The sequence below is a fragment of the Faecalibacterium sp. 3 genome (assembly GCF_048323735.1).
Taxonomy (GTDB): domain Bacteria; phylum Bacillota; class Clostridia; order Oscillospirales; family Ruminococcaceae; genus Faecalibacterium; species Faecalibacterium wellingii.
Genome location: NZ_JBLWFN010000001.1, coordinates 1392335 through 1417507 on the forward strand (window position 1 = coordinate 1392335; position 25173 = coordinate 1417507).

Here is a 25173-nt window from a genome sequence, read left to right on the forward strand (position 1 = left end):
AGAAGCATATTATCACTTTTATGAAAAATATGTTAACATAGACCCAGAAAGCTGGCCGGGATGGATGGAAAATATGGAAAATGCTTCCATCCTTCCGGCACAAAGAAAAAGGAGGTTTCTGGTATGATCAGTTTCTTACTCTGTCTGGCGATCCTGATCGTGGGCTACTTTGTCTATGGTAAGATCGTGGACAACACCTTCGGCCCGGACGACCGTGAAACGCCTGCTGTGCGCATCAATGACGGTGTGGACTACGTTGTGATGCCCCAGTGGAAGCTGTTCCTCGTTCAGCTGCTGAACATCGCCGGCCTTGGCCCCATTTTTGGTGCCATGCAGGGCGCATTGTGGGGCCCGGTGGTCTTTTTGTGGATCACCTTCGGCACCATCTTTGCAGGCGGCGTGCACGACTACTTCTCCGGCATGATGAGTGAGCGCAACGACGGTGCTTCCATCGCTGAGATCACCGGCAAATACTTAGGCCCTGTGATGCAGAACGTCATGCGCGTGTTCTCGGTGGTGCTGCTCATCATGGTGGGCACTGTGTTCGCGGTGGGCCCCGCCGGCCTGATCGTGGAGCTGTGCAGCCAGAGCGGGGCTTCCGGCGTGCTCACCTCGCTGCTGTTCTGGCTCATCATCATTCTGGTGTACTACTTTATCGCGACCTTTATCTCCATCGACGCGGTCATCGGCAAGATCTACCCCATCTTCGGCATCTGCCTGATCATCATGGCCATCGGCGTCATCTTCGGCATCTTCACCAACCCTGCCTACACCATCCCGGAGATCTGGGATCACTTCGGCAGCATGCATCCGTCGGGCACCCCCATCTGGAGCTTCATGTTCATCACGGTGGCCTGCGGTGCGATCTCCGGCTTCCACTCCACCCAGTCGCCTCTGATGGCACGCTGCATGAAGAGTGAGAAGCAGGGCCACTTCGTGTTCTACGGCGCAATGGTCTGCGAGGGCGTCATCGCTCTGATCTGGGCCGCTGCAGGCTGCAGCCTGTACGAAGTTACCGGCGGATTGAACACCGGTCTGGCCGAAGCACTGGCCATGGGCCAGTCCAAGGCCATTTATGATGTCTGCTCCAAGACCATGGGCGGTGTGGGCATCGCGCTGGCAATGGTCGGCGTTGTGGTGTGCCCCATCACCTCCGGCGATACCGCATTCCGCTCCGCACGTCTGACTCTGGCCGACTGGTTCAAGATCGATCAGGATAGCTACGCAAACCGCCTGAAGCTCTGTGTCCCCGTTCTGGGCGTGGGTGCTTTCCTGGGCATCGGCAACGCACTGGGCTTCATCAACTACACCGTGATCTGGCGCTACTTCAGCTGGACCAACCAGACGCTGGCCATGATCGTTCTGTGGGCTGCATCCATGTACCTCTTTAAGGAAAAGAAGAACTACTGGATCACCGCTGTGCCTGCCACCTTCATGAGCGCGGTCTCTTCCACCTACTTCATTCTGGCTCCCGAATGCCTGGGCGGCCTGCTGAACAGTAAGACCGCAGAGGGTGCCACCATTTACAACACCGCAGTGGCATACCCCATCGGTGTCATCTTTGCCATTGCAATGCTGGCGATCTTCCTCCACGCAACGAAGAAGGCAGCCCAGAAGGCATGACACGATATATACAAACATATATACAAATGATCTGCTGAATAAGGCACCCTTCGCTGAAACGGCTCGGCGGAGGGTGCCTTGTATTTTGCGGCGTTTCAGGCAAAGAAATCACGATTTGCGGAGAAAATCGAAAACGATTGAGCAACTTGCACAAAAACAGACTGGAAAGTTTGGCAGCAGCGGTTTTGACCGGTTCCGGGAAAGGTCTTTGCCGGGGAATTGAGAAAATTTGCCGTAAATGCGATAAAAATTCTTTGCAGGTATTCCGCGGAAGCATCTTGCCATATACTTTTTGATATGGGAACCATACCAGAAAAATATTAACTGCTTTATGAAAAAAGTGTTAACATGAAGCCAGAGATTGGTCAGAGCCGTGGCTGGGCACGCAAAATGCTGGCTGCGGTTTGAATCAAAAAGGAGGTTTCTGGTATGATTAGTTTCTTACTCTGTCTGGCGCTCTTGATCATCGGCTACTTTGTCTATGGCAAGATCGTTGACAACACGTTCGGACCGGACGACCGCGAAACTCCTGCTGTGCGCATCAACGACGGCGTTGACTACGTTGTGATGCCCCAGTGGAAGCTGTTCCTCGTCCAGCTGCTGAACATTGCAGGTCTGGGCCCCATCTTTGGTGCACTGCAGGGTGCTCTGTGGGGTCCCGTGGTGTTCCTGTGGATCACCTTCGGCACCATCTTTGCAGGTGGTGTGCATGACTACTTCTCCGGTATGATGAGCGAGCGCAACGATGGCGCATCCATCGCTGAGGTCACCGGCAGATACCTTGGACCTGTCATGCAGAACATTATGCGTGTGTTCTCTGTTGTGCTGCTGATCATGGTCGGTACCGTGTTCGCAGTGGGCCCCGCCGGCCTGATCGTTACCCTGTGCAAGAACAGCGGCATGTCCGGTCTGCTGACCACCACCCTGTTCTGGCTGATCATCATTCTGGTGTATTACTTCATCGCCACCTTTATCTCCATCGATGCCATCATCGGTAAGATCTACCCCGTGTTCGGCATCTGCTTGATCATCATGGCTGTGGGCGTTATCTTCGGCATCTTTACCAACCCCGCCTACACCATCCCCGAGATCTGGGCAAACTTCAACAACATGCATCCGTCGGGCACTCCCATCTGGAGCTTCATGTTCATCACCGTTGCCTGCGGCGCTATCTCCGGCTTCCACTCCACCCAGTCGCCTTTGATGGCCCGCTGCATGAAGAGTGAGAAGCAGGGCCACTTCGTGTTCTACGGCGCAATGGTCTGCGAGGGCGTCATCGCTCTGATCTGGGCCGCTGCCGGCTGCGCACTGTACACCATCACCGACGGTAAGATGGCTGGTCTGGCCGAGGCTCTGGCTGCCGGTCAGTCTGCTGCAATCTACGACGTGTGTGCAAAGACCATGGGCGGCGTTGGCATTGCTCTGGCAATGATCGGCGTTGTTATCTGCCCCATCACCTCTGGTGATACCGCATTCCGTTCTGCTCGTCTGACCCTGGCCGACTGGCTCAAGATCGATCAGGACAGCTACGCAAACCGCCTGAAGCTCTGTGTCCCCGTTCTGGGCGTTGGTGCTTTCCTGGGCATCGGCAACGCACTGGGCTTCATCAACTACACCGTGATCTGGCGCTACTTCAGCTGGACCAACCAGACGCTGGCCATGATCGTTCTGTGGGCTGCATCCATGTACCTGTTCAAGGAAAAGAAGAACTACTGGATCACCGCTGTGCCCGCTACCTTCATGAGCGCTGTGTCCTGCACCTACTTCGTGCTGGCACCTGAGTGCCTGGGCAAGATGATCAATACTTATGCAGACGGCAAGCTGGTCGCTTACAACACCGCTGTTGCATATCCCATCGGCATCATCTTTGCGATCGCAATGCTGGCACTCTTCATCCATGCCACCAAGAAGCACACCGCTTCCCAGAAGGCATAAGGACGTCTGCCGCATCGCATAAGCCTTAAATTCTGACACCCCCGCCGCTGTGCCTGCAGTGACGGGGGTGTTTTGACATAACAGACAAACCTTTTGTGCAAATCTTAGCAGCCGGAGGGGTTGCATTTTAAGGGCTGCGGTGCGAAAATAGAACCGGTGATCTTATTTGGAATGGCTGCAGCATCTGCGGCCGGACCGGAAACTAACAGTAAAGAAGGGAACTTCCATGATCTTCAAACCTGCACAGCTGGGTATGGCAAAGCTTGATCAACAGGAGCTGGTGGAGGACAAAAAGTCCTGCAAAAAGATCGGCCCCTGCGGCGTTGGCAAAAAGGCGCTGTACCTCAACAGCTTTTACATCGACCGCCGCTATTATCTGCCCTACGGCAGCATCAGCCGCGTGTTCAAGCGGGTGGCTATGAGCTCCGGCGGCTTTACCGGCAAGGGCATGTTTGCCTCCATGGCCTACCTTGTGGTAGAGTACGACGGTGGCAAGCAGAAGCAGTGCAACTTCAAGGACGAGCGCGACGTGGACAAGCTGCTGGAGGTGCTGGCCAAAGAGCAGCCGCAGATCCATCTGCTCAGCGCAGCCGGTGAGCAGATGCTGCAAAAAAAGGAAGCCGAAAAGGCCTCCCGCAAGCTGCCGGAAAGCGAGCTGACCGACGAAGCCCGCCACAGCATCACGGTGCTGCGCAGGGCAAAGGAATATCTGGAAGCAAAGCCTGCCCTCTCCGATGAGCTCAGCGCAGCCGAGCGCCGCAAGCGCGCCCAGCTGCAGAGCAAGCCGGTGTACCGCTATGTGGCGCTGGCCATCTTTATCATGGGCATCGTCTCTGCGGCCTACGGCCTGTACGCCGTCACCACCCATACCGGCGGCTATGGCATCTACTTTGCGCTGTTCGGCTTTGCAGCCATCTTCCTGTTCTCCAGCTACAACATGCTGCCCACCGCCCACAACAACCACAGCGCCATCATGAAGCGGGCCGAGAAGGCCGAAGCTGCCATGGCGGAGTACGTGAAGCACTACCCCAGCGGTGCGTTCCCGGTGCCCAGCCGGTATGCCCATCCCATCGTGCTCAAGCAGATGAGCGATGCCATTGAAGAGGGCCGCGCCGTCACGGTGCCGGAAGCCCTTGCTGCTGTGGAAAGCCGCCTGAAGTCCCTGAACGCAGATGTGCAGGTGGAACAGGAGGAGTACGACGAGGTGGTGGTCATCAAGGCCATGTTCCTCAACCACGATTATCAGTAAAGATCCTCATAAAACAACAAGAACCGGTAGCCCGCGGGCTGCCGGTTCTTGTGTTACAGAGCGCTTGGAAGCTGCTCTGCTTTGGGGTGATGGAAGATCTTCATGGCTTCCCGGTAGCAGTGCGCGTAGTACACGATCTCTGCAGCGGCGGTCAGCGCCCAGCTGCAGGGGTACAGCGCATACAGCGAGGGAATGGTGTGGAAGTGGGCAAAGATGGTGTAGACCCAGATGACCCGGAACACGCAGGAGCCCATCACCACAATGATGGTAGGCACGATCGTCTTGCCCAGTCCGCGGGACGCGGCAATGGTGCAGTCCATAAAGGCGGAGATGCAGTAGGCAAGGCCCATCACACGAATACGCTTCATGCCTGCGTCGATGACGGCGCTCTCGGTGGTGAACAGGGCAAGGAAGCTGCGCCCGAAGAAGAAAAGGCTCCCGCCCAGAATCAGGCCGACACCAAAGGAGTAAGCCAGACTGATGAAGAAGCTTTTTTTCACGCGGTCCGGCTTGCCGGCACCGTAGTTCTGGCTCATAAAGCTTGCACAGGCCATGTAGAACGCGGCCATGCAGTCGTAGATCATGGCGTCGGCATTGGCGGCGGCGCTGTTGCCCTTGACCATGAGGGAGTCGAAGGAATTGACGCCTGCCTGAATGAACAGGTTCGCAATGGCAAAGATTGCGTTCTGGAATCCGGCAGGCAGGCCAAGCCCCAGAATGCTCCGGGTCAGGTCAGGGTCAAGGTGCAGCTTGTGGGTATCTAGCACGTAGCAGTCCTGCACCCGGGTCAGGGCGCGCAGGATGAGCCCGGCCGAAACACACTGGGAGATGGCACTGGCCAGCGCCACGCCCACCACGCTCAGCTGGCACACGATGACAAAAAACAGGTTCAGCAGGATGTTCAGCGCGCCTGCAATGGAAAGATAGATCAGCGGCTTTTTGGTATCGCCGATGGCACTGAACACGGCGTTGCCGAAGTTGTACAGGGCCAGAGCCGGCATACCAAGAAAGTACACCCGCAGATACAGAATGGCACCGGGAAGCAGATCCTCTTTGGTGTTCAGCAGCCGCAGCATGAAGGGGGAGCCCAGCAGGCCGACAAACAGCAGCACCACACCCGCGATCAGACTGACGATGGCCGCCGAATGCACCGTCTTTTCCACATCGCCGGCATGGCGCGCGCCGTAAAAACGGGCCACCAGCACGTTGATGCCGCCGCTCAGGCCGATCAGAAAGCCGGTGAACAGGCTGACAAGGATGCTGGTGGAGCCCACGGCGCCCAGCGCTGTAGAGCCTGCAAACCGGCCTACCACGGCCACGTCCGACATGTTGAACAGCACCTGCAGCAGGTTGGAGAATGCCAGCGGCAGGCTGACCAGAAGGATCTGCTTTGCCAGAGGCCCTTCGGTCAGCGTTTTGGTATTCGAACTCATACTCTCTTTTTTCCTTTATCCTAAACAAAACCGTGCCCGCGCACACCGGGGCACATTTCTATTATATGGGCCGGTGCATCTTTTGCAAGATGGCTTCGACATTTCAGGTTTGATTTTTTTGTGCGGCTGTGCTATACTACATTACACCGACAGGTCAATGTATGCGATCGTAGCTCAGCTGGATAGAGCGTTCGGCTCCGACCCGGAAGGCCAGAGGTTCGAATCCTCCCGGTCGCACCAAGAAAAACCAGAACACATCTGTGTTCTGGTTTTTCTTTTTTAGTGCGCCGGGAGGATTCGAACAGCAACGACGACGACCGCAGCCAGCGGCTGAAACAGGGAGGAGTTGTTGGGGCCGCGTTCTGGTTTTTCAAAGCCCTGTCAAGGAGCTGCAGAAAAATCAGCAAACGCAACCCGTAAGGCCCTGCATAGCGCCGCAAGCAAAGCCACAGTGCGGCTTTGCTTAGCCCGCGGTTCCCAACCCGTAGGAATGTCTAACAAGAGGACTACCGTTCATCCGGGCGAAATGAAGCTATCCCTTTTTGTTTTTCATCCAGATGCGGTACAGTCCGTCTGTGATGAGGGTCTCCCGGTATAGAATGGGGGTGCGGCAGGCTTCCCGGATGGCAGCGGGCAGGCTGCCGGTGGCGTAGAAGGCGGTCTGCGGGCCAAGCTCGGCACAGAAACGCTCAGCCAGACCATCCAGCAGGCTGGCGGTGCCCAGCACAAAGCCGTTCTGCAGGCAGGAAGAGGTGCTCTTGCCCAGAATGGACGCAGGGGCCTTCGCGGCAAGGTCGATCTGCGGCAGCTGGGCGGTGTTTTTTACCAGTGCGCTCAGTGAAAGCTGCGGCCCGGGCAGGATCACTCCACCCACAAGCTCCTGCTTTGCATTGACGGCCATCATGGAAATGGCGGTATCGGCAGAGATCACCACCAGCGGCCCGGAACACTCTGACAGCGCGGCGACGGCACCGCACAAAAGTTCGGCACCCAGCTGGGCGGGATTGTCCAGCCGCAATTTGATGCCGCTTTTCAGGCCCGGCCCTACCGTCAGGATGCGGGCTTTGCACAGGATGTGCAGCGCCGAAAGCACCCGCCCACTCAGCACCGGGACAACGCTGCCCAGAATGCCGCCTTCGATCTGGTCGGGGGTGGCACCATGCAGTGAGAGAAGATTCACCAGACGAATGGCGTATTCATCCACCGTTGCATCCATATCAGAATGCAGCCGCCCACAGAACCGGAGCGTGTCCTGTTCGTAGCCGCCCACAGTGATATGGGTGTTGCCGATGTTAACGGTGAGTATCATAAACAAAGCCCTCCTCCACGGCACAATATAATGTATTATAATATATAATAGCGCACCTGCCGCCGATACGCAAGTGTGTGCAGCGATGACAGAGAGGGGCGTTCCGATTGAGGGACTTTCTCCCCTCCAAAAGAAATTGCAAAGAAATTGGAAAAAAGTTGTCAAAAAGTGTTGACAAGGAGGCGGGGGTGTGGTATTATACTTGAGCGCCAAGCGCTGAGGCAAAAGAATGACTTCCGAAGCCTCAGCAGGAAGCCTTTGAAAAGGACCAATAGACGCTGAAAAAGTTCCAGTTTGTTCTGAGAAACTTCTTGAGTGCCCATGTTCAGAAAGTTCAAAAGCTTCTAAAAAATAAGGCTTGACAAAAAACCACTTTGGCGGTAAAATAAACAGGTCGTCAGCCGCAAGGCTGAGGCGCTACAGGACCTTGAAAATTGAACAATATCGAAAAACTTGTAAGGAACCTTTATGTGTTTGGAAAAACACTTAAAACAATTCCAAAAGTAATTCACACAGGACGCAAGCGATTGCGTGCTGAGCGAACAAGATTTAACACTTTTAAGTGATAAATATCATTTATAAAGAGTTTGATCCTGGCTCAGGACGAACGCTGGCGGCGCGCCTAACACATGCAAGTCGAACGAGCGAGAGAGAGCTTGCTTTCTCGAGCGAGTGGCGAACGGGTGAGTAACGCGTGAGGAACCTGCCTCAAAGAGGGGGACAACAGTTGGAAACGACTGCTAATACCGCATAAGCCCACGGCTCGGCATCGAGCAGAGGGAAAAGGAGCAATCCGCTTTGAGATGGCCTCGCGTCCGATTAGCTAGTTGGTGAGGTAACGGCCCACCAAGGCGACGATCGGTAGCCGGACTGAGAGGTTGAACGGCCACATTGGGACTGAGACACGGCCCAGACTCCTACGGGAGGCAGCAGTGGGGAATATTGCACAATGGGGGAAACCCTGATGCAGCGACGCCGCGTGGAGGAAGAAGGTCTTCGGATTGTAAACTCCTGTTGTTGGGGAAGATAATGACGGTACCCAACAAGGAAGTGACGGCTAACTACGTGCCAGCAGCCGCGGTAAAACGTAGGTCACAAGCGTTGTCCGGAATTACTGGGTGTAAAGGGAGCGCAGGCGGGAAGACAAGTTGGAAGTGAAATCTATGGGCTCAACCCATAAACTGCTTTCAAAACTGTTTTTCTTGAGTAGTGCAGAGGTAGGCGGAATTCCCGGTGTAGCGGTGGAATGCGTAGATATCGGGAGGAACACCAGTGGCGAAGGCGGCCTACTGGGCACCAACTGACGCTGAGGCTCGAAAGTGTGGGTAGCAAACAGGATTAGATACCCTGGTAGTCCACACCGTAAACGATGATTACTAGGTGTTGGAGGATTGACCCCTTCAGTGCCGCAGTTAACACAATAAGTAATCCACCTGGGGAGTACGACCGCAAGGTTGAAACTCAAAGGAATTGACGGGGGCCCGCACAAGCAGTGGAGTATGTGGTTTAATTCGACGCAACGCGAAGAACCTTACCAAGTCTTGACATCCCTTGACAGGCATAGAAATATGTATTCTCTTCGGAGCAAGGAGACAGGTGGTGCATGGTTGTCGTCAGCTCGTGTCGTGAGATGTTGGGTTAAGTCCCGCAACGAGCGCAACCCTTATGGTCAGTTACTACGCAAGAGGACTCTGGCCAGACTGCCGTTGACAAAACGGAGGAAGGTGGGGATGACGTCAAATCATCATGCCCTTTATGACTTGGGCTACACACGTACTACAATGGCGTTAAACAAAGAGAAGCAAGACCGCGAGGTGGAGCAAAACTCAGAAACAACGTCCCAGTTCGGACTGCAGGCTGCAACTCGCCTGCACGAAGTCGGAATTGCTAGTAATCGTGGATCAGCATGCCACGGTGAATACGTTCCCGGGCCTTGTACACACCGCCCGTCACACCATGAGAGCCGGGGGGACCCGAAGTCGGTAGTCTAACCGCAAGGAGGACGCCGCCGAAGGTAAAACTGGTGATTGGGGTGAAGTCGTAACAAGGTAGCCGTAGGAGAACCTGCGGCTGGATCACCTCCTTTCTAAGGAGTCAGGCAAGGACAGAACATCAAAAGATGGACAGTTCTTGGACAGGTTTGAACGAGTAGAGTAGATATTGTTCGATTTTGAGGGCCCTGAAAAGGACACTCAAAGACGTACCTTGAAAACTGAATAATAACTGCGAAACAAAGATTATAGTAAGTTCTTTTTAAGAAATATTGCAATTTCAAAAGGAAGGGTAACAATAATCTTCGTTGGCAAGAGAGAATCAAGAGGATACCAAATGTTCCAAGAGAACGTTTGAAAGGTCAAGCGAACAAGGGCGCAGGGCGAATGCCTTGGCACTGGGAGCCGATGAAAGACGTGATAAGCTGCGATAAGCTTCGGGGAGCTGCAAATAAGCATTGATCCGGAGATTTCTGAATGAGGAAACTCACCTGGGTTCATACTCAGGTACGTTATACTGAACTTCAAAATAGGTATATCGAGGGAACCGCCTGAACTGAAACATCTAAGTAGGGCGAGGAAGAGACATCAAACGAGATTCCGTAAGTAGTGGCGAGCGAACGCGGAAGAGGGCAAACCGAGAGTAGAAATACTTTCGGGGTACGGAGCGCATTTAGGACTTAAGTTGTTAACCGAACGGCATGGGAAGGCCGGTCAGAGAGTGTGAGAACCACGTAGGTGAAAGCGACAAGAGCCGAGCGAATTCCAGAGTACGGCCAGACACGTGAAACCTGGTCGGAATACGGGGGGACCACCCTCCAACCCTAAATACTACCCAGTGACCGATAGCGTATAGTACTGTGAAGGAAAGGTGAAAAGCACCCCGGGAGGGGAGTGAAAAAGAACCTGAAACCCTGTGCCTACAAGCACCTAGAGCGCGTCAATGCGTGATAGGGTACTTTTTGTAGAACGGTCCGGCGAGCGATTGTATGCAGCAAGGTTAAGGACTTAAGGTCTGGAGCCGAAGCGAAAGCGAGTTTGAAAAGGGCGTTAAGTTGCATACAATGGGCCCGAAACCGGGTGACCTACCCATGGTCAGGTTGAAGTGGAAGTAAAATTCCATGGAGGACCGAACCGACCTCCGTTGAAAAGGCGGCGGATGAACTGTGGGTAGCGGAGAAATTCCAATCGAACCCGGAGATAGCTGGTTCTCCCCGAAATAGTTTTAGGACTAGCCTCAAGTTAGATACCTGGAGGTAAAGCACTGAATAGCCTAGCGGCCGAGAGGTTAGCGAAGCTTATCAAACTCAGAATGCCAGAGTATTGATGCTTGGGAGTCAGACAGTGTCAGATAAATGTCATTGTCAAAAGGGAAACAGCCCAGATCTACAGCTAAGGTCCCAAAGTCAGGTTAAGTGGAAAACGATGTGAAGATACGCAGACAACCAGGATGTTGGCTCAGAAGCAGCCACTCATTCAAAGAGTGCGTAATAGCTCACTGGTCGAGCGTCTTTGCGCGGAGAATTTAACGGGGCTAAACCTGACACCGAAGCTTAGGCAATACAGCAATGTATTGGGTAGGGGAGCGTTGTATACGCGGTGAAACAGTAGCGCAAGCGGCTGTGGAGTGTATAGAAGTGAGAATGCCGGAATGAGTAGCGCGAATGCAGTGAGAATCTGCATGGCCGAAAGCCTCAGGTTTCTGGAGGAAGGTTCGTCCGCTCCAGGTCAGTCGGGAGCTAAGGTGAGGCCTAACGGCGTAGCCGATGCACAGACGGTAGAGATTCCGTCACCACCAAAAGAGTTAAACACAGGGACACATATGAAGTCTCGGAGCCGGGTGTTGGTTCCGGTAGCGATCGAGGGAAATTAGTACCGAAGTCCGGGATGGAAGATGGCGAGAAAAGCTGTGTGTATTTCTGCGGTGCCCGTACCGCAAACCGACACAGGTAGGTAGGAAGAAGATTCTAAGGCCAACGGGAGAAGGGTTGTTAAGGAACTCGGCAAATTGACCCCGTAACTTCGGGAGAAGGGGTGCTGCAGCAATGCAGCCGCAGAGAATCGGCCCAAGCAACTGTTTACCAAAAACACAGGTTTGTGCTAAATCGAAAGATGACGTATACGAGCTGACGCCTGCCCGGTGCTGGAAGGTTAAGAGGAGATGTGCAAGCATTGAATCGAAGCCCCAGTGAACGGCGGCCGTAACTATAACGGTCCTAAGGTAGCGAAATTCCTTGTCAGGTAAGTTCTGACCCGCATGAAAGGCGTAATGATTTGGGCACTGTCTCAACAGCCCGCCCGGCGAAATTGTAGTACCGGTGAAGATGCCGGTTACCCGCGACAAGACGGAAAGACCCCATGGAGCTTTACTGTAGCCTAATATTGGGTTTCGATGTTGCATGCACAGGATAGATGGGACTCTGGGAAGCAGGTGCTTTGGCGCTTGTGGAGAGGCCGTTGGGATACCATCCTTGCGATATTGGAATTCTAACCTGCGCCTTTGAATCAAGGCGGGGGACATTGTTAGGTGGGCAGTTTGACTGGGGCGGTCGCCTCCTAAAGAGTAACGGAGGCGTTCAAAGGTTCGCTCAGCTTGAACGGAAATCAAGCAAAAGAGTGCAAACGCAGAAGCGAGCCTAACTGCGAGACTGACGGGTCGAGCAGTAACGAAAGTTGGAGTTAGTGATCCGGTGGTATGTGAGTGGAAATGCCATCGCTCAACGGATAAAAGTTACCCTGGGGATAACAGGCTGATCTCTCCCAAGAGTCCACATCGACGGGGAGGTTTGGCACCTCGATGTCGGCTCATCGCATCCTGGGGCTGTATTCGGTCCCAAGGGTTTGGCTGTTCGCCAATTAAAGCGGTACGCGAGCTGGGTTCAGAACGTCGTGAGACAGTTCGGTCCCTATCTGTCGTGGGCGCAGGATATTTGATGGGAGCTGTTCCTAGTACGAGAGGACCGGAGCGGACGTACCTCTGGCGCACCAGTTGTTCTGCCAAGAGCATAGCTGGGCAACTATGTACGGATCGGATAAACGCTGAAAGCATCTAAGCGTGAAGCCGACCCAAAGATAAGATATCCCATTGTTTCAAACAAGTAAGACCCCTTGAAGACTACAAGGTTGATAGGCACGATGTGTAAGTGGAGCGATCCATTCAGCAAGCGTGTACTAATAGGTCGAGGGCTTGACCACAATTCGCTTGAGACTCTCAAGAGTCAACGAAAAAATGCTAGCAGTGATTATTCAGTTTTGAAGGCACGTCCTTCTAAGAAACACTGGACAAAGTACAACAGATATGTTATACTAGGCCAGTCAGATCGGTCGGTGTCGATGACGGTGAGGTTCCACCTGTTCCCATTCCGAACACAGAAGTTAAGCTCACTTGTGCCGAAGATAGTTCGCTGGAAACGGCGCGTGAAAATAGGTAGTCGCCGACTTGAGTTATCAGAATGAAGAAACCACATTCTGATAATATGCACCTCTAGCTCAGTTGGTAGAGCAACTGACTCTTAATCAGTGGGCCCAGGGTTCGAGTCCCTGGAGGTGCACCAATAAAAGAGCGTTGAATCGTAAGATTTGACGCTCTTTTTCGTTATGTAACCCCGAAAATTCGGGGCTTGCACGGTCAATGCACGGTTTTTGCACGGTCGGCTTTTTCGTGGGAATCCTCTGCATGGGCTGGAATTGCTTTGAAATGCGTGGTAAATTTTGCATCAGGTCAGAAGAGCCAGACGGAGCTGCGCCTTTACTTCGGGGTCTGCGTTCTTCAGAAGTTCCAGCAGAGCAGTCATAGAGATGGTCGGTTCGCCTGCGGCGGGTACAGCCTGTGGGCTGGGGCTTTCGGACTTAGCATAGAACCCTTCCTCGAACTTCTTCCCCAGTTCAACACGAGAGGACTGCTGGATATGGGCGTAGGTGTTCACCAGCATATCTGCCGTAGCGTGTCCAGTGGTTCCCTGAACGGCCTTCACATCGCCGCCGGAGATCATCAGCTGATAAGTCGCACTGGAATGCCGCAGACCGTGGAACACAATACGAGGGAACTCCGGGTGTGCATCCTGCCATTTGAGGAACTTTTTGCGAATCAGCACAGGCTCCACAGCCAGACCGTTGGGCAGACGGAACAGCATTCCGCTGTCATGGTAGCGTGCCGGATCTTTCATCTCGTCTGCCGCCAGCTGATTCAGCCACTTCTTCAGTTCCTCTTTCAGAGCAGAGGTCATGAAGATGGTACGGCAGGAGGACGCCGTTTTGGTGCTTTTCAGGATGAGAGAAGTGGTGCTGCGTTCCAGCTTGTCCGGGAATACCTTGATGATGCAGCCGTCGTCTACCTGATTCAGGGCTTCTTTACGCACTCGCTGCATGGATTTGTTGATACGGAATGTTCCGATGCCGTCCGCAGCGTCAAAGTCAATATCCTCTGGGGTCAGACCTACGATCTCGCCCTCTCGCAGTGCGCCCACCAGTGTGAGGTGGACTGCCAGATGCAGGATAGGGTCATCCATGCTGTCCAGAGCCGCCCGCATTTCCTCTACCGTCCAGATGGAGCGCTCCTGCGTGGACTTCTTGGGGCTGTCCACGGGAACAGGACTTTTGACAAGAATGCCCCATTCCACGGCGTACTGGAACGCTGTGCCCAGCAGCCGATGCACCTCATGGATCGTCGTGCCGGAAAGGAACCGCTGTTTCTGCTTTTCGGTCAATTCCTGCTTCTTTCCCTCGATATACGAACCGCAGGGCGTTTTGCTCAGGGTCGTATAGAGGTTTTCCATGTGGTAGGGCTTGAGTTTCTGCATCTCCATGCTGCCGATATAGGGGATAATAAGGTTCTGAATGGTGGAAAGATTGGATTCGTAGGTTTTGGGGGCCCACTTGTGCTTGCTGCACTGCTTGGGCAGCCAATCCATGAGGAACTCTGCTACCGTCACAGAGGACGGAATCAGGAATGTGCCAGCTGCCAGTTCATGCTCGATTTGCTTCTTTCGGTTCGTTGCCTCCTCTTTTGTGGGAAAACTTTCCCATTTGTCGCAGCTCTTGCCGTGTTCATCTTCGTAGGTGTATCGGACGCTGTAAGAGTTGCCGCGCTTCGTAATATATGCCATACTGTTTGCCTCCTTATCAAGCTGCCCGGTAGAGCCACGCATCGAAACTGTCTTTCGGTACACGGATGCTTCCGCCTACCCGTAGGACACGGAATTCGGTGGTGCTGTTGCACAGGTTGTAAGCAGAGCGCAGGCTGATGGCCAGCATTCGTGCAATATCGTTCACCGTGTACACCAGCTTCGTGGTTTCCGGGCTGTCAGTCGGAGACTTGACGGCATTGGTTTGAGTGACCACCTCCATTGTAGTGGGATTCAAGTCCTTTTGCAAGAACTTTTTCGTATAATCGGAAGATTGCACAGGGACGTTCATAGAATTACGGTCAAAATCCATAAGCATTGCTCCTTATATTGTCATATCATCTAAAAATTCAGATTAAAGTTCTACATCCTGCCTACGCCTGTGGTTTCGTTGCTGCACATTCATGGTGCGCTCCTGCTTGGGGGCAAGAATCTTTTCCAGAAAGCCGCGCACCAGTTCCGGCGCACGGTGGAGGGCATCCAGATAGGGCTTCACCTCGTACCAGAGTTCATGATACTTTTGACCCCAATGGGCTGCTTCCTTCTTGGCCGTGGAAAGTTCTTCTTTCAGGCGGCGGTTCTCCACGTCCATCATATAGCCGTGGTCAGCCTGCTTTTTCAGCTTGGAGAATTCTTCCTCGGTCAGCGAGTAGTTGCCGAGAAAGGTGCGCTTGCCAATATAATCCAGATCACGCGCATGAATGAGGGCTTCTTTCGTGAGCGTGGCCTTTTTCTGAACGGCGGCAAGCTCTTTCTCCTTTTTGGAGAGGGTTTGGCAGGTTTTAGCAAGCGACTGCGCCTGCTGGTTGGCTTGAGCAGTCAGGGCGTCCAGCCGTTCCTGCTCCCTCTGGACTTTAAACTGGGTGACAGTCAAGTGTTCTTCGGTGCTGCCGCGTTCACCGCGCTCTACATCCGTATACCCGGCATTGCGCATATAGTTGAAGAAATCGTCTTGCAGGACGCTGTACGACTTCTTCAGGACTGGTTTGCCGTTCTTTTGCAGCACAGGCTTTCCGGCATCGTCCAGCAGGGGCTTGGATGCCCACTTCTTGCTTCGGCTGACCTGCATGACGGTCTCCTTGACTGTGCCGACCAACGCCTTGTCCTTGCAGCGTTTCGACCAGAGGATCTGCTTTTCAACCACGGGCACATAGACCACATGGAGGTGGTAGTGGTAGACCTCCCGGCCTAATGCTTCGGTCATGGCACGGTTGACCTCATCGGCGTGCATGACTGCCGAGAGGATATACTGCTCACCACCCACGATTTGCACAGCAGCTTTGTAGGCATCCTCATAGAACTGCTTGGCGAACTCATAGCCGCCGTGGTTGTCAAAATAGGCAGAGTTGACATCAAAGACAAGCTCGCAATAATGGGTGGCATCCGGCTTCAGGCCGCGCGTTGAAATCGTGCCAGCGGTTTCCAGTTGGGAGAACAGGTCGGTGTAGCTGGCGGTTGGCTTTTTGAAGTGGACGTTCCATGCAGTGCGCTGGGGGATGATGTCGGGGTTCCGGTAGCTGTCCTTTTCGCGCTCGTTGTGCTGCTGGGTGTTGTCAACGGCTTTGTCTGAAACGGCGAGATTTCGGACACTGGTGCGGTCAATACCATCATTTCTTGCCAAAGGGCATCCCTCCTTTCGGGGTTCATCGAGAGGTGACGGGGAACGAAGATGCACTTCTTCGGAAGTGTAATAACCCACTATGACACTTTCATCCCTATGGTCTGCAAAGTGTAGTGGGCTCTCCGAGGGGGAACGTCTCCTGCGGGAGAGTTACAATCAAGTTCGCACAATGCGAACTTGATTGCTCCGTACGCATCCGAAAAAATCGCGTACGGAGTTCAAATAACCTGTACGGTTCGTACGGTGTACGGAAACCCGAAATATAAACGATAACACGCCTTAATTTATCTCGATTTGCCGTACGGGTGCGTACAAGTACAGACCGTACAGGTTGTACGAACTTCTTCCGTGAAAAAATGCACTTTTTATGGACAGGGGTGGACAAGCGGCTCGATGCCCACAAAGCCCCGCACCCTGCGGCCACCGGGCAGGGCGATGTTATGTACTGCACCAGAGTCCCTAGCGTGGGAACTCTGGTGTTTTTTGCTTCCTGCCTGAATATACGGAAAATTTTGCAGGAAAGGCGAAAAAGCGGCAGAACTGCAACGGAAAAAGAAAAAAGCCCTTACCGGTTGCAGGATTGCAACAGCAAGGGCGGAGAGGAAACCGTATATTGAACAAAACGGAAGAGCGTATTATAATGAGGAAAAAGCTCAAAAAGGAGGGCCGACCACATGGCACAGGAATATCTGCCCGCACCATCCAACATCCGTCTTGCGGACTTGATGAAAGAGCACAACATCAGCCAACCAGAACTCGCCAAGGAGATCGGCTGCTCCAAGAGCACCATCAGCCGTTTTATTAGTGGTGCGAAAGGAACCCTGACCCATGAGCAGGTGCTAAAGATTGCAAGGCTGTTCAAAGTGTCCACGGATTTCCTGCTGGGAGAAACCAACATCCCCGACCGCAAAAATTACGACATTGCCGAACTGGGCTTGTCCGTAGAAGCCGCAAAGAACCTCTACACAGGGCGCATCAATGCGGAGGTGGTCAACCTGCTGCTGGAAAACGCTCGCTTCGCAGAACTTACTTACCGCATATCGCAGTATTTTGATGATACTTTTGCGTCTGGTATCGCAGCACAGAATGCCATGCTTTCCACCCTGAGCAATCTGCTTCGCACGAAGGTCAAGACCCCGGAAGCAGCCAAAGCCGCAAAGGACATCAGCCTTCGGAGAAAGCCAGTATACCAAGGTGACCTTGATGACATTGAGATGTACTTCATGGCAGCGGTCAAGGAAATCAAAAAGGGCATCGGGAGCCATTACGCCGAACAGGAAGCCATGAGCAAGAAAGTGGCCGAGAAGATGTTCAATGAACTGACCAAGGGGCAGGATGTGCAGCACCCAACGATTACGGCAGAGCAGCTGACGGATGCAATGTTGGACAGTGTTTCGGGCATGGAGGGAGCTACGCCGGAAGCACTGGAACAGCTGCGGAACGGTCTGCTGGAAATCTTGCAGTCTGCCGCAGAGCAGGAAAACGCCCATGAAGCAGACGAATGAACGGCTTTGTGCGCTGGCACAGAAAGGCGATGCCGCCGCACTGGACAGCCTGATTGAAAACAACAAGTCCTTTATTGGCAAGGTGGCAAATGACCTCTTCCGCAGCATGAATCTGGCACAGTCTGGCCTGAACCTTGACACGAACGATTTGAAACAAGCGGGCAATCTGGGCTTATGGAAAGCTGTGCCGAAGTTCGATGCGGCGCGCGGCATGAAGTTCCTGACCTACGCAGCTCCGGCCATCCGCAACGCCATGATGGACATGGTGCGGGATGCCTTTGCCGCTTTTGAGCAGCGGATGGTGACGGAAGACAAGGACGGCGTCTGCTACCAGCGCGTTTCGCTGGATGAGGTTCTGCCGGGAGAAGAGCAGCTGCGGCGTATCGAAGCCATAGCCGACCCTTATGCCATGCAGCCGCAGAGTATTATGGAAGAGCAGGAATCGCGCCGGGAACTGTACGATGGCCTGAAACGGCTGACCCAACGGGAGCAGACCTATCTGCTGTACCGCTATGGCTTCACCGATGGCGAGGAACATCCGCTGATCGGCACGGCGATATACTTTCACCTGACAAAAGGCCGCGCAAAAAAGACGGAGGAACAGGTCATGGATAATTTGTGGCTGGAACTGCCGTGGTGGTTTCTTTGAATAAAAAGAAAAAATCGTGATTGTGCTACAAGTTTTCTGGAAATTTATGTGCAGCTATACGATTTTGAAAAATTTTGTGGACAAACGAAATAAATCAGGCTTAAATTTCGTTATCTAAACAAAAAGCAAGGAGGGAGCTTTGATGACTTGTAAAAATTGTGGTTATGAAAACAAGTTGGGTGTTCGATATTGCCAACGGTGCGGTCAGTATATTGAACCAAAACGGACATTGGCACAAGAAGTTAAATCGTTGGATTTTAGAAGCCTTGCTGGTGTTGGCCGTAGAGATGTGAATATTGCGCCGCTGTTTACTGCATCACCCGTTCAAACTCCAGCAAAAGCACACCAAACGCCCTCGCCTGTTGAACCGATGCCAGACGGAAGATGGTATTGCCCGGACTGCGGAACATTAAATGCTTCTTCTGAACTTTTTTGCAAAAACTGTGGAAAAGTCCGATAAATGTGAAGAAAAAACATAGAAGGAGGAAACCGTATGAAAAAGAGGGCTATAATAGTTCTTTGCCTTGCGCTGGTACTTACATTGATTGGCTGTGGAAATAATGCTCAAAGTTCAGATGAGCACAAATGTGAGGATGGATTTTTGTTTAAGTAAACAAATTTGGAAAATCCTGCAACAAATGTGTTGGTTGCTGCGTTGTCTAAGTAAAAGCTTCTGATGGAAACAAACGGGAGGTGTATGTTCTATATGAAAAGGAGCTTCATTGCAATTTCGGTTGCGACAATCATAGGATTGTCAGCTTGCTCAACAAAAGTATCCTCTTCAACTTCTATGAACTCTCCTATATCGACATCGGTGACAAGCGAGCAGGAATTTTTATCTAATCTTGAAAATGCCAGCACAAGCCAAGTACTGCAAAAGCTTAAAGAATCGGATGGTGGGTATACAGAAGATTGCTTTTCGGTGTTGACAAATCGTCTTATCAAATTCCCTCAAGACACACTGTATGTGTTGAAATATGACAAACTGATGAATGATAAAGACTTTCAGCAGCTTGTTTTATCCGGCATAAAAACAGAGCTTCCCTATAGAGGATCGGATGAAGAAAGAAATACGCTTTATCAGTATCTGGAATCCATCACTACTGATAAAGAATATGGACAAATCGCATCAGATATTTTAGGAGAACAAGCTGAAAACAAGGAGAAACCAAATCGGCAAATTGAATTTCAAACTGAAGAATTAGGACAAGCGAGCAGTGTTATTTCAATCGAACTTCCGCAAGGGTGGAAAATTCAAAAGAGAGAACAAACGCAACGTGCTGAAAATAAACCACTTGCTCTTGCAAGCCTGAATCCGTCTTATCCAGTATATGATATTTATGACAAAAATCATGTGTTGGTTGGCGCGGTTGGATACAGTACCTATGAACCATATGAAGGTGATAGAGATTCCGTGCAGATTGTTTACTCTGCACTTCGGCTAGGATCGGTTTACAGGTTTGACACGGATAATAAATACGATGTGATACAAACCACGGAACGCGGAACGACTGCACTTACAACGGTAATTTTTCAAGATGGTGCAAATTCAGAACCAGTAAACAATTTAGGCGTTCTCGCTTATGATAACGAGAAAGAATGCTTTGTTGCAATTGAACTTGAAGCAAGTTCTGTGTCGGAAAGCCAGGCATTGGAAATTGCAAAATCAATTCGCTTTTAGACATGATGGGAATAACGGTGTATAGGTGCCAGCAGATTAAGGAGAACAACTGTGAACAAAGTACCGTACTTTATGTCATTGCGGTACAGTCCTTGAAACCGGCAGCACTCCGAGATACTTTGACGGCAAGCCAATGGAGCAGTATGTGTTTCTTTCTTTGGCATTTTTCGCTGTCATTTTTATGGAAATGCTGTCTGATTTCTTGCTGGTTACAGAACGCCGCAATACATGGAAAGCGTTAAATGGAAATGTCAGCGAAGCCGAATTTCACAATCTTCAGCAAATTGTCTTGTGCGAAAATCAGAAAGTTTCCATTGAGAAAAAACTTGCAAGTACGATACTACTGGTTCTGATGATATGTGCAACTGCTGCATTTGTATGGCTCACTTTTTGGTATAAGGTTTTGTTATGAAAGAGATAATTATTGAACCACATATTGGAATTGGACAATTAAAATTAGGCATGACATCAGATGAATTAGAAAATGCTCTTCTACAAATGAAGAAACAGTGGTCGAATTCTTCTGATGAAGCAATGCAAATGGAATGTTGTGCGGAAACCGATGACCCTAATTTGATAACCGGACGATATATGGATAATGATTCGTTCTTTCTTGTGCAGTATCGGAACGGAAAAGCTGCTGAAATCGGCATCCAGCGTGATTTGTCTAAAGTGGCATCAATAAAATTGTTCGGGATGGATATGTTTAATACAGCCGCCGAGTGTATTATTGATAGCTTAATGAAAAAGGACAACGTTATTTGCAACGAAAAGGACTTGCAACTGGGAACGGAATATTTTTTTCCCGAAATTGGAGTCCGACTCTGGAGAGAGCGAGCATTTCATCCCAAACTGTTGAAAGACCCGCTATACATGGAAGAAATGCAGGCGGTATTAGAAGATGAATACCAGTATCAGTATTTTCAGATGGTTACCATAATAGGTTGAACTACTAACTAATCATGAGCCCTCTATTTGCAACGACTGCAAGTAGAGGGCTGTTGTTTTGCCTTGGATATTTTAATTAAAGGTCAATCTTCCAGTCTGCCATGGTCGCAGCCAAGTGAAAGGTAGTGTTCAATCTCACCACTCAGCACAAGCTGGGCGTACTCCAATGGCTTATTGTAGAGCAGCCAATCCAGTTCTGCCCGCTGTGCCGGGGTGTTGCCGTACTCGTCCTCAATGGCGATGCAGTCAAGGGAAAGGACAGTGCCATCCTCAAACCGGGCTTCCACCCGGTTGGTGTCCATATTGTAGCGGCAGGAAAGTAGTTTCATCATAGTAGTGTCCTCCTAGACTTGATTTTTGGTGTGCGGCCACTCAAACCAATGCCGTCAAGTCGATGGGGGATAGGTCGATTTTGTTTGTCAGAGAGTAAGTGCACGGTTTCTGCACGGATTTTGCACGGTTTCAAAACGTGCAAAGGGTACTTTTCGCTGCAAAATCCGACAAAGAGTGCAGAAATTACCAGGTGAAAAATCACGTTGCCTTGATTAAAAATAACGATAACTCGAAACTTCCATAAATTGAGACGAACCGGCGGCTTGCTCTCTTAATCAGTGGGCCCAGGGTTCGAGTCCCTGGAGGTGCACCAAAATTTGAACGTCAAATCGAAAGATTTGGCGTTCTTTCTTTATGTAAGAAAGCGGCTGCACACTTTCTGCACACCGTTTGCACATTTGCCCGAATCAGGGGCTTTTCTGCGCAAGGTTTGCACAGCCTGCTTTCCTTTGCATAAAAAGAAGAAATTTTAGGCGAACAAGGCTCTCGTCAATTCTCTGCGTTCGTCTGCGTCCATCAGCCGGATGGCTTCAAGGATCTCCTTACCGGAGATTTTTGTTGCCGCCGGCTTTTCGTTTTGCCGGGGCTGGGATGCTGCCGGGGTTAGGTCTTGGGAGTAGAAGTTTGCTTCGATCTTCTCGGTCAGCTCCAACCGGGGCTTGTCCTGTGTGTGGGCGTAGGTGTCCATCAGAACAGATGCCGTCGCATGGCCTGTGTTACCCTGCACCGACTTGAAGTCACCGTCCGACTGCAAGAGCTGGTAGGTGGCACTGGAATGCCGCAGACCGTGGAACACGATCTGCTCGAACTCCGGGTGCGCTGACCGCCATTGCCGATACCACTTGGTCAGCAGTTCTGGCGCAATGGGCAGACCATCGGGCAGTCGGAACAGTTGCCCGCAGTTTCTATATTTCTCCGGGGCGTTCTGCTCGTCCTGTTTGAGCTTTTCCAGCCACGCCAGCAGTTCTTCCTTCAAGGGCTTGGTCATATACAGGATACGGTTGGACTTCTTGGTCTTGGGCTTTTTCAGGATGAGAGAGGACTTGCTGCCCTCCCGTCTGTCCGGGAAGGTGTGATACACCTGATTGGGGTCGAGTTTTTCCAGAGCGTCCTTGTTGGCTCGCTGCATGATCTTGTTGACTGAGATGGTGCCGCGCCCATCGGCGGCATCAAAGTCCAGATCACTCGGCTGCAAGCCGAGAATTTCACCCTCACGGAGCGAAAGGATCATGCTCATGTGCACCGCCAGATGCAGGGCAGGGTTCTCGATGGTCTGCAAGGCTGCCAGCATGGTTTTCTCGTCCCAGATGGTGCGTTCCTCGATATTGACCTTGGGGGCATCACGGGGCAGGGGAATCTTGTGGATCAAATCCCATTCCACCGCATAGGAGAATGCGGTCTTGAGCAGCGTGTGGACTTCGTGGATAGAGGTGCTGGACAGCAGCCGTTTCTTCTGCTTATCAGTCAGGGTCTGCTTTACGCCGTGAACATACTGCCCACAAGGGGTCTTAGCAAGGGTGGCATAGAACTTCTCGATGTCGTAAGTGCGCAGTTCCTGCACCTTGCGATTGCCGATATAGGGGACGATAAGGTTCTGCACCATCGCCACGGACTGGGTGTAGGTCTTGGGGGACCATTTGTGCTTGGTGGACTGAATGGGAATCCACTTGTACAGTATTTCCTCCACCGTCATGGTGTCGGGAACGAGGAACGTGCCGTCCAGCAGTTCTTTTTCGACCGTGATCTTTCGCTCTTGCGCCTCCTTCTTGGTCTTGAAACTTTCCCATCCCTCGCAGGGCTTGCCGGAATGGTCTTTGTACTTGTAACGGACGGAGTAGGAATCTCCTCGCTTCATAATAGATGCCATAGATTTACCTCCCTCAGACCGCCGCAAACCAGTTGTCGAAACTCTGCTTGTTCACTCGGATGCTGGTGCCGATGCGCAGCACCCGAAAATCCTTCGTAGTGTTGCACAGGTTGTACGCAGCGCGAGGAGAAATCGCCAAAAGCTGGGCGATTTCCTCCACCCGGTAAACAAGAGGTTCGTGCTTGGCTGCTTTGGTCTGGTCAGAAGATTCAATGGCAGGGGATTTAGACATATCCATTGTAGCGAGGTTCGAGTCCATTTGCAAGGATTTATTCGTATAATCTTTGTATTTCACATCTTCGGTCGTGTCAGGCCGATTCATATTCATAGGCAGACCTCCAATTCCTTGTAACCGAACGCCTGTAACCGGACAGGAAAACTCTCTTTTTCTGCACACAGGGCATCCGGTGGGCTTTATACTTTTTCTTCTCTTTTTAAGGTTACATGGTTACAGAAAGAGAAAAACACAGCAGTCATGCGGCTTTTTCGCCGTAACTGGAACGTAACCGAATCTGTAACCAGACGTGTAACCGCTGTCCATCAGAAGGGAAAGCCCAGTTGCTGGGCTTCTGCATCCGTTATTTCGGAGAAATCTTCAGCCCCGGTTTCGGGGCTGGTTACGCGCTCCCAGCCTTTCTGAACCCCGTACTTCGGGTAACGCTTGGCGGTTTTGTGCGCCTGCCAGCCTTGGATATCGCCGCGCGAAATTCCCGTATTCATGATCTCGCAGATAGCGCGGGTCTCCCACTCTGCCGGGATGTTGGTGTTGCCCAGTGCCTCCGCATAGAGCTGCTTGGAACACACCCGGTCACCCGTGTAGTCCTCCAGAAAGGCATAGATCATGCCCGCCTGTGCATCCTCCTGCATGAAGTCCTGTTGATGGGCTTGCAACGTTTCCTGCATGGCGGGGCTGAACGCCAGCTTGTAGTTGCCGCTGTTGTAGATGGTCATGGCTTCCGCCCAAAGCTGGTCGATATAGGCACGGGATTTCTCCTCGTTGTCTAGAATGTGGACTTCGGCCAGTTCCGCATCCACCGGGACAGGGATGAAGCGGCGGTTGCCTGTGCGGTCACGGGGCAAAAAATCCTGCCGGTTGGTCGTGCCAGCAAAGACGCACTGGCGCAGACGGTCGGCAGGATGGGTCTCGTATGGGACTTTATAGGTCTCCTTCTGCTTGCTGAGAAAGCTCTTGATTTCCTCGATGCTTTTGGCATTGGCGGTGGCGATCATCTCCGACATTTCGATGATCCAGTGGCCTTGCAGCTTTCGGTACACGTTGTCGTCGTCCAGCCGCCGCAGGTCGTCCGAGAACCATTCATCCTTGACCGCCAACAGCCGAAAAAAGCTGGACTTTCCTGTGCCTTGTCCGCCCACCAGACAGAGCATGGTCTCAAACTTACATCCCGGCTGGAACACGCGCTTAATGGCTCCCAGCAAGAAAATCTTCATGGCTTCGCAAGTGTACTCGTCCTCCGCAGCACCGAGAAAATGGTGCAGGACGTGGGCTATCCGTTCCGTGCCGTCCCATTGCAGGCCGTTCAGGTAATCCCGGATGGGATGATAACGGTTCTCGTTGGCAACGATGCGGATAGCAGATTCGATTTTCTTTTCGCTGGAAATACCGTATTTCTCCATTCTCCGCAGGATATACTTCATGTCGGTGTCGTTCAGGGGCTTGCCGGAGCGGGGCCAGCCTACGGGCTTCACAATGTCGATGCGCTCACTCAACAAGTTCAGCCGGATGGCATCGGCAAGCACATGGTCGTTCTGCAAAATCGTGATACAGTTCTGGATTGTCCGCTGAATTTCGCCATTGGAGTGCTTGGTCAGCATTTCTTTCACATCGGTAACGGTTCGGGGAGCACGTTCTTCGTTGACTTCTTTGCTCAATAAACATCACCTCGTA

The 25173-nt window shown here is 52.1% G+C and carries 18 protein-coding genes, 2 tRNA genes and 3 rRNA genes; 14 read left to right on the forward strand and 9 right to left on the reverse strand.

All coding sequences use genetic code 11. From position 1 onward, the window contains the following. Positions 1-123 precede the first annotated feature (123 nt). The 3 genes from ACNSPV_RS06490 to ACNSPV_RS06500 all read left to right on the forward strand — a co-directional run bounded on the left by ACNSPV_RS06490 (position 124) and on the right by ACNSPV_RS06500 (position 4807). Positions 124-1623: a carbon starvation protein A gene (locus tag ACNSPV_RS06490; protein WP_348584075.1), complete on the forward strand. Its 1500-nt coding sequence runs from the start codon at positions 124-126 to the stop codon at positions 1621-1623. A gap of 429 nt (positions 1624-2052) precedes the next feature. Continuing rightward, on the forward strand, positions 2053-3558 hold the full coding sequence (locus ACNSPV_RS06495; RefSeq protein ID WP_348584073.1) for a carbon starvation protein A: 1506 nt from the start codon (positions 2053-2055) through the stop codon (positions 3556-3558). Between the two features lie 226 nt (positions 3559-3784). After that, entirely contained in the window at positions 3785-4807 is a 1023-nt protein-coding gene (locus ACNSPV_RS06500) for an ATPase P (RefSeq protein WP_348584072.1), read from the forward strand. A 53-nt stretch (positions 4808-4860) separates the two neighbouring features. On the opposite strand, the gene ACNSPV_RS06505 is transcribed toward ACNSPV_RS06500, so the two are convergent. Beyond that, entirely contained in the window at positions 4861-6240 is a 1380-nt protein-coding gene (locus ACNSPV_RS06505) for an MATE family efflux transporter (RefSeq protein ID WP_348584070.1), read from the reverse strand. Between the two features lie 163 nt (positions 6241-6403). Between ACNSPV_RS06505 and ACNSPV_RS06510 the strand changes: the two genes are divergently transcribed. Then, positions 6404-6480 (forward strand) — tRNA-Arg (locus ACNSPV_RS06510). Between the two features lie 292 nt (positions 6481-6772). On the opposite strand, the gene ACNSPV_RS06515 is transcribed toward ACNSPV_RS06510, so the two are convergent. Beyond that, positions 6773-7549: a type III pantothenate kinase gene (locus tag ACNSPV_RS06515; protein ID WP_348584068.1), complete on the reverse strand. Its 777-nt coding sequence runs from the start codon at positions 7547-7549 to the stop codon at positions 6773-6775. Positions 7550-8124: 575 nt separating this feature from the next. Between ACNSPV_RS06515 and ACNSPV_RS06520 the strand changes: the two genes are divergently transcribed. The 4 genes from ACNSPV_RS06520 (at position 8125) to ACNSPV_RS06535 (ending at position 13094) form a co-directional block, all read left to right on the forward strand. Beyond that, a 16S ribosomal RNA gene (locus tag ACNSPV_RS06520) occupies positions 8125-9635 on the forward strand. A 265-nt stretch (positions 9636-9900) separates the two neighbouring features. Then, positions 9901-12735: ribosomal RNA gene (locus ACNSPV_RS06525) — 23S ribosomal RNA — on the forward strand. Positions 12736-12863: 128 nt separating this feature from the next. After that, positions 12864-12980 (forward strand): 5S ribosomal RNA (gene rrf / locus ACNSPV_RS06530). Together the 16S, 23S and 5S rRNA genes with 1 tRNA gene alongside form the textbook arrangement of a ribosomal RNA operon. Before the next feature lie 38 nt (positions 12981-13018). Next, positions 13019-13094: transfer RNA gene (locus ACNSPV_RS06535), tRNA-Lys, on the forward strand. Between the two features lie 162 nt (positions 13095-13256). Here ACNSPV_RS06535 and ACNSPV_RS06540 read toward each other — a convergent pair. Genes ACNSPV_RS06540 through ACNSPV_RS06550 form a run of 3 tightly spaced genes read right to left on the reverse strand, consistent with a single transcriptional unit; the run spans position 13257 to position 16284 of the window. Further along, positions 13257-14645: a site-specific integrase gene (locus ACNSPV_RS06540; RefSeq protein ID WP_217285605.1), complete on the reverse strand. Its 1389-nt coding sequence runs from the start codon at positions 14643-14645 to the stop codon at positions 13257-13259. Positions 14646-14661: 16 nt separating this feature from the next. After that, positions 14662-14976 (reverse strand): helix-turn-helix domain-containing protein, encoded by a 315-nt coding sequence (locus tag ACNSPV_RS06545; protein ID WP_370866644.1) that lies wholly within the window; start codon positions 14974-14976, stop codon positions 14662-14664. 42 nt (positions 14977-15018) lie between these two features. Further along, the gene (locus tag ACNSPV_RS06550; RefSeq protein ID WP_348584066.1) at positions 15019-16284 is read right to left on the reverse strand and encodes a plasmid recombination protein; all 1266 of its coding nucleotides are present in this window, start codon (positions 16282-16284) and stop codon (positions 15019-15021) included. Positions 16285-16958: 674 nt separating this feature from the next. On the opposite strand from ACNSPV_RS06550, the gene ACNSPV_RS06555 reads away from it, so the two are divergent. The 6 genes from ACNSPV_RS06555 to ACNSPV_RS06580 all read left to right on the forward strand — a co-directional run bounded on the left by ACNSPV_RS06555 (position 16959) and on the right by ACNSPV_RS06580 (position 21067). Next, positions 16959-17789, forward strand: a complete 831-nt coding sequence (locus ACNSPV_RS06555) for a helix-turn-helix domain-containing protein (RefSeq protein ID WP_207697963.1) — start codon at positions 16959-16961, stop codon at positions 17787-17789. Further along, entirely contained in the window at positions 17773-18438 is a 666-nt protein-coding gene (locus ACNSPV_RS06560; RefSeq protein WP_207697964.1) for a sigma-70 family RNA polymerase sigma factor, read from the forward strand. Before ACNSPV_RS06555 ends, ACNSPV_RS06560 begins: the two co-directional genes overlap by 17 nt. Before the next feature lie 142 nt (positions 18439-18580). Next, entirely contained in the window at positions 18581-18898 is a 318-nt protein-coding gene (locus ACNSPV_RS06565) for a zinc-ribbon domain-containing protein (protein ID WP_348584064.1), read from the forward strand. 237 nt (positions 18899-19135) lie between these two features. After that, a complete protein-coding gene (locus ACNSPV_RS06570) occupies positions 19136-20119 on the forward strand; it encodes a hypothetical protein (protein WP_242699430.1) in 984 nt (327 codons plus the stop codon). A 133-nt stretch (positions 20120-20252) separates the two neighbouring features. Then, on the forward strand, positions 20253-20531 hold the full coding sequence (locus ACNSPV_RS06575) for a hypothetical protein (protein ID WP_242699431.1): 279 nt from the start codon (positions 20253-20255) through the stop codon (positions 20529-20531). Beyond that, positions 20528-21067 carry a hypothetical protein gene (locus ACNSPV_RS06580; protein ID WP_112091226.1) on the forward strand — a complete coding sequence of 180 codons (540 nt, stop codon included), beginning with the start codon at positions 20528-20530 and terminating at the stop codon, positions 21065-21067. Before ACNSPV_RS06575 ends, ACNSPV_RS06580 begins: the two co-directional genes overlap by 4 nt. Positions 21068-21150: 83 nt before the next feature. On the opposite strand, the gene ACNSPV_RS06585 is transcribed toward ACNSPV_RS06580, so the two are convergent. From ACNSPV_RS06585 to ACNSPV_RS06600, 4 genes are all read right to left on the reverse strand, one after another. Then, positions 21151-21399, reverse strand: a complete 249-nt coding sequence (locus tag ACNSPV_RS06585; RefSeq protein ID WP_097783552.1) for a DUF6061 family protein — start codon at positions 21397-21399, stop codon at positions 21151-21153. A gap of 470 nt (positions 21400-21869) precedes the next feature. Next, entirely contained in the window at positions 21870-23267 is a 1398-nt protein-coding gene (locus tag ACNSPV_RS06590) for a site-specific integrase (RefSeq protein WP_348584060.1), read from the reverse strand. A gap of 13 nt (positions 23268-23280) precedes the next feature. Then, complete coding sequence (locus ACNSPV_RS06595; RefSeq protein ID WP_348584057.1) at positions 23281-23595, reverse strand: helix-turn-helix domain-containing protein; 315 nt, start codon at positions 23593-23595, stop codon at positions 23281-23283. Positions 23596-23807: 212 nt separating this feature from the next. Further along, a complete protein-coding gene (locus ACNSPV_RS06600) occupies positions 23808-25100 on the reverse strand; it encodes a virulence-associated E family protein (protein ID WP_348585200.1) in 1293 nt (430 codons plus the stop codon). Between the last annotated feature and the right edge of the window lie 73 nt (positions 25101-25173).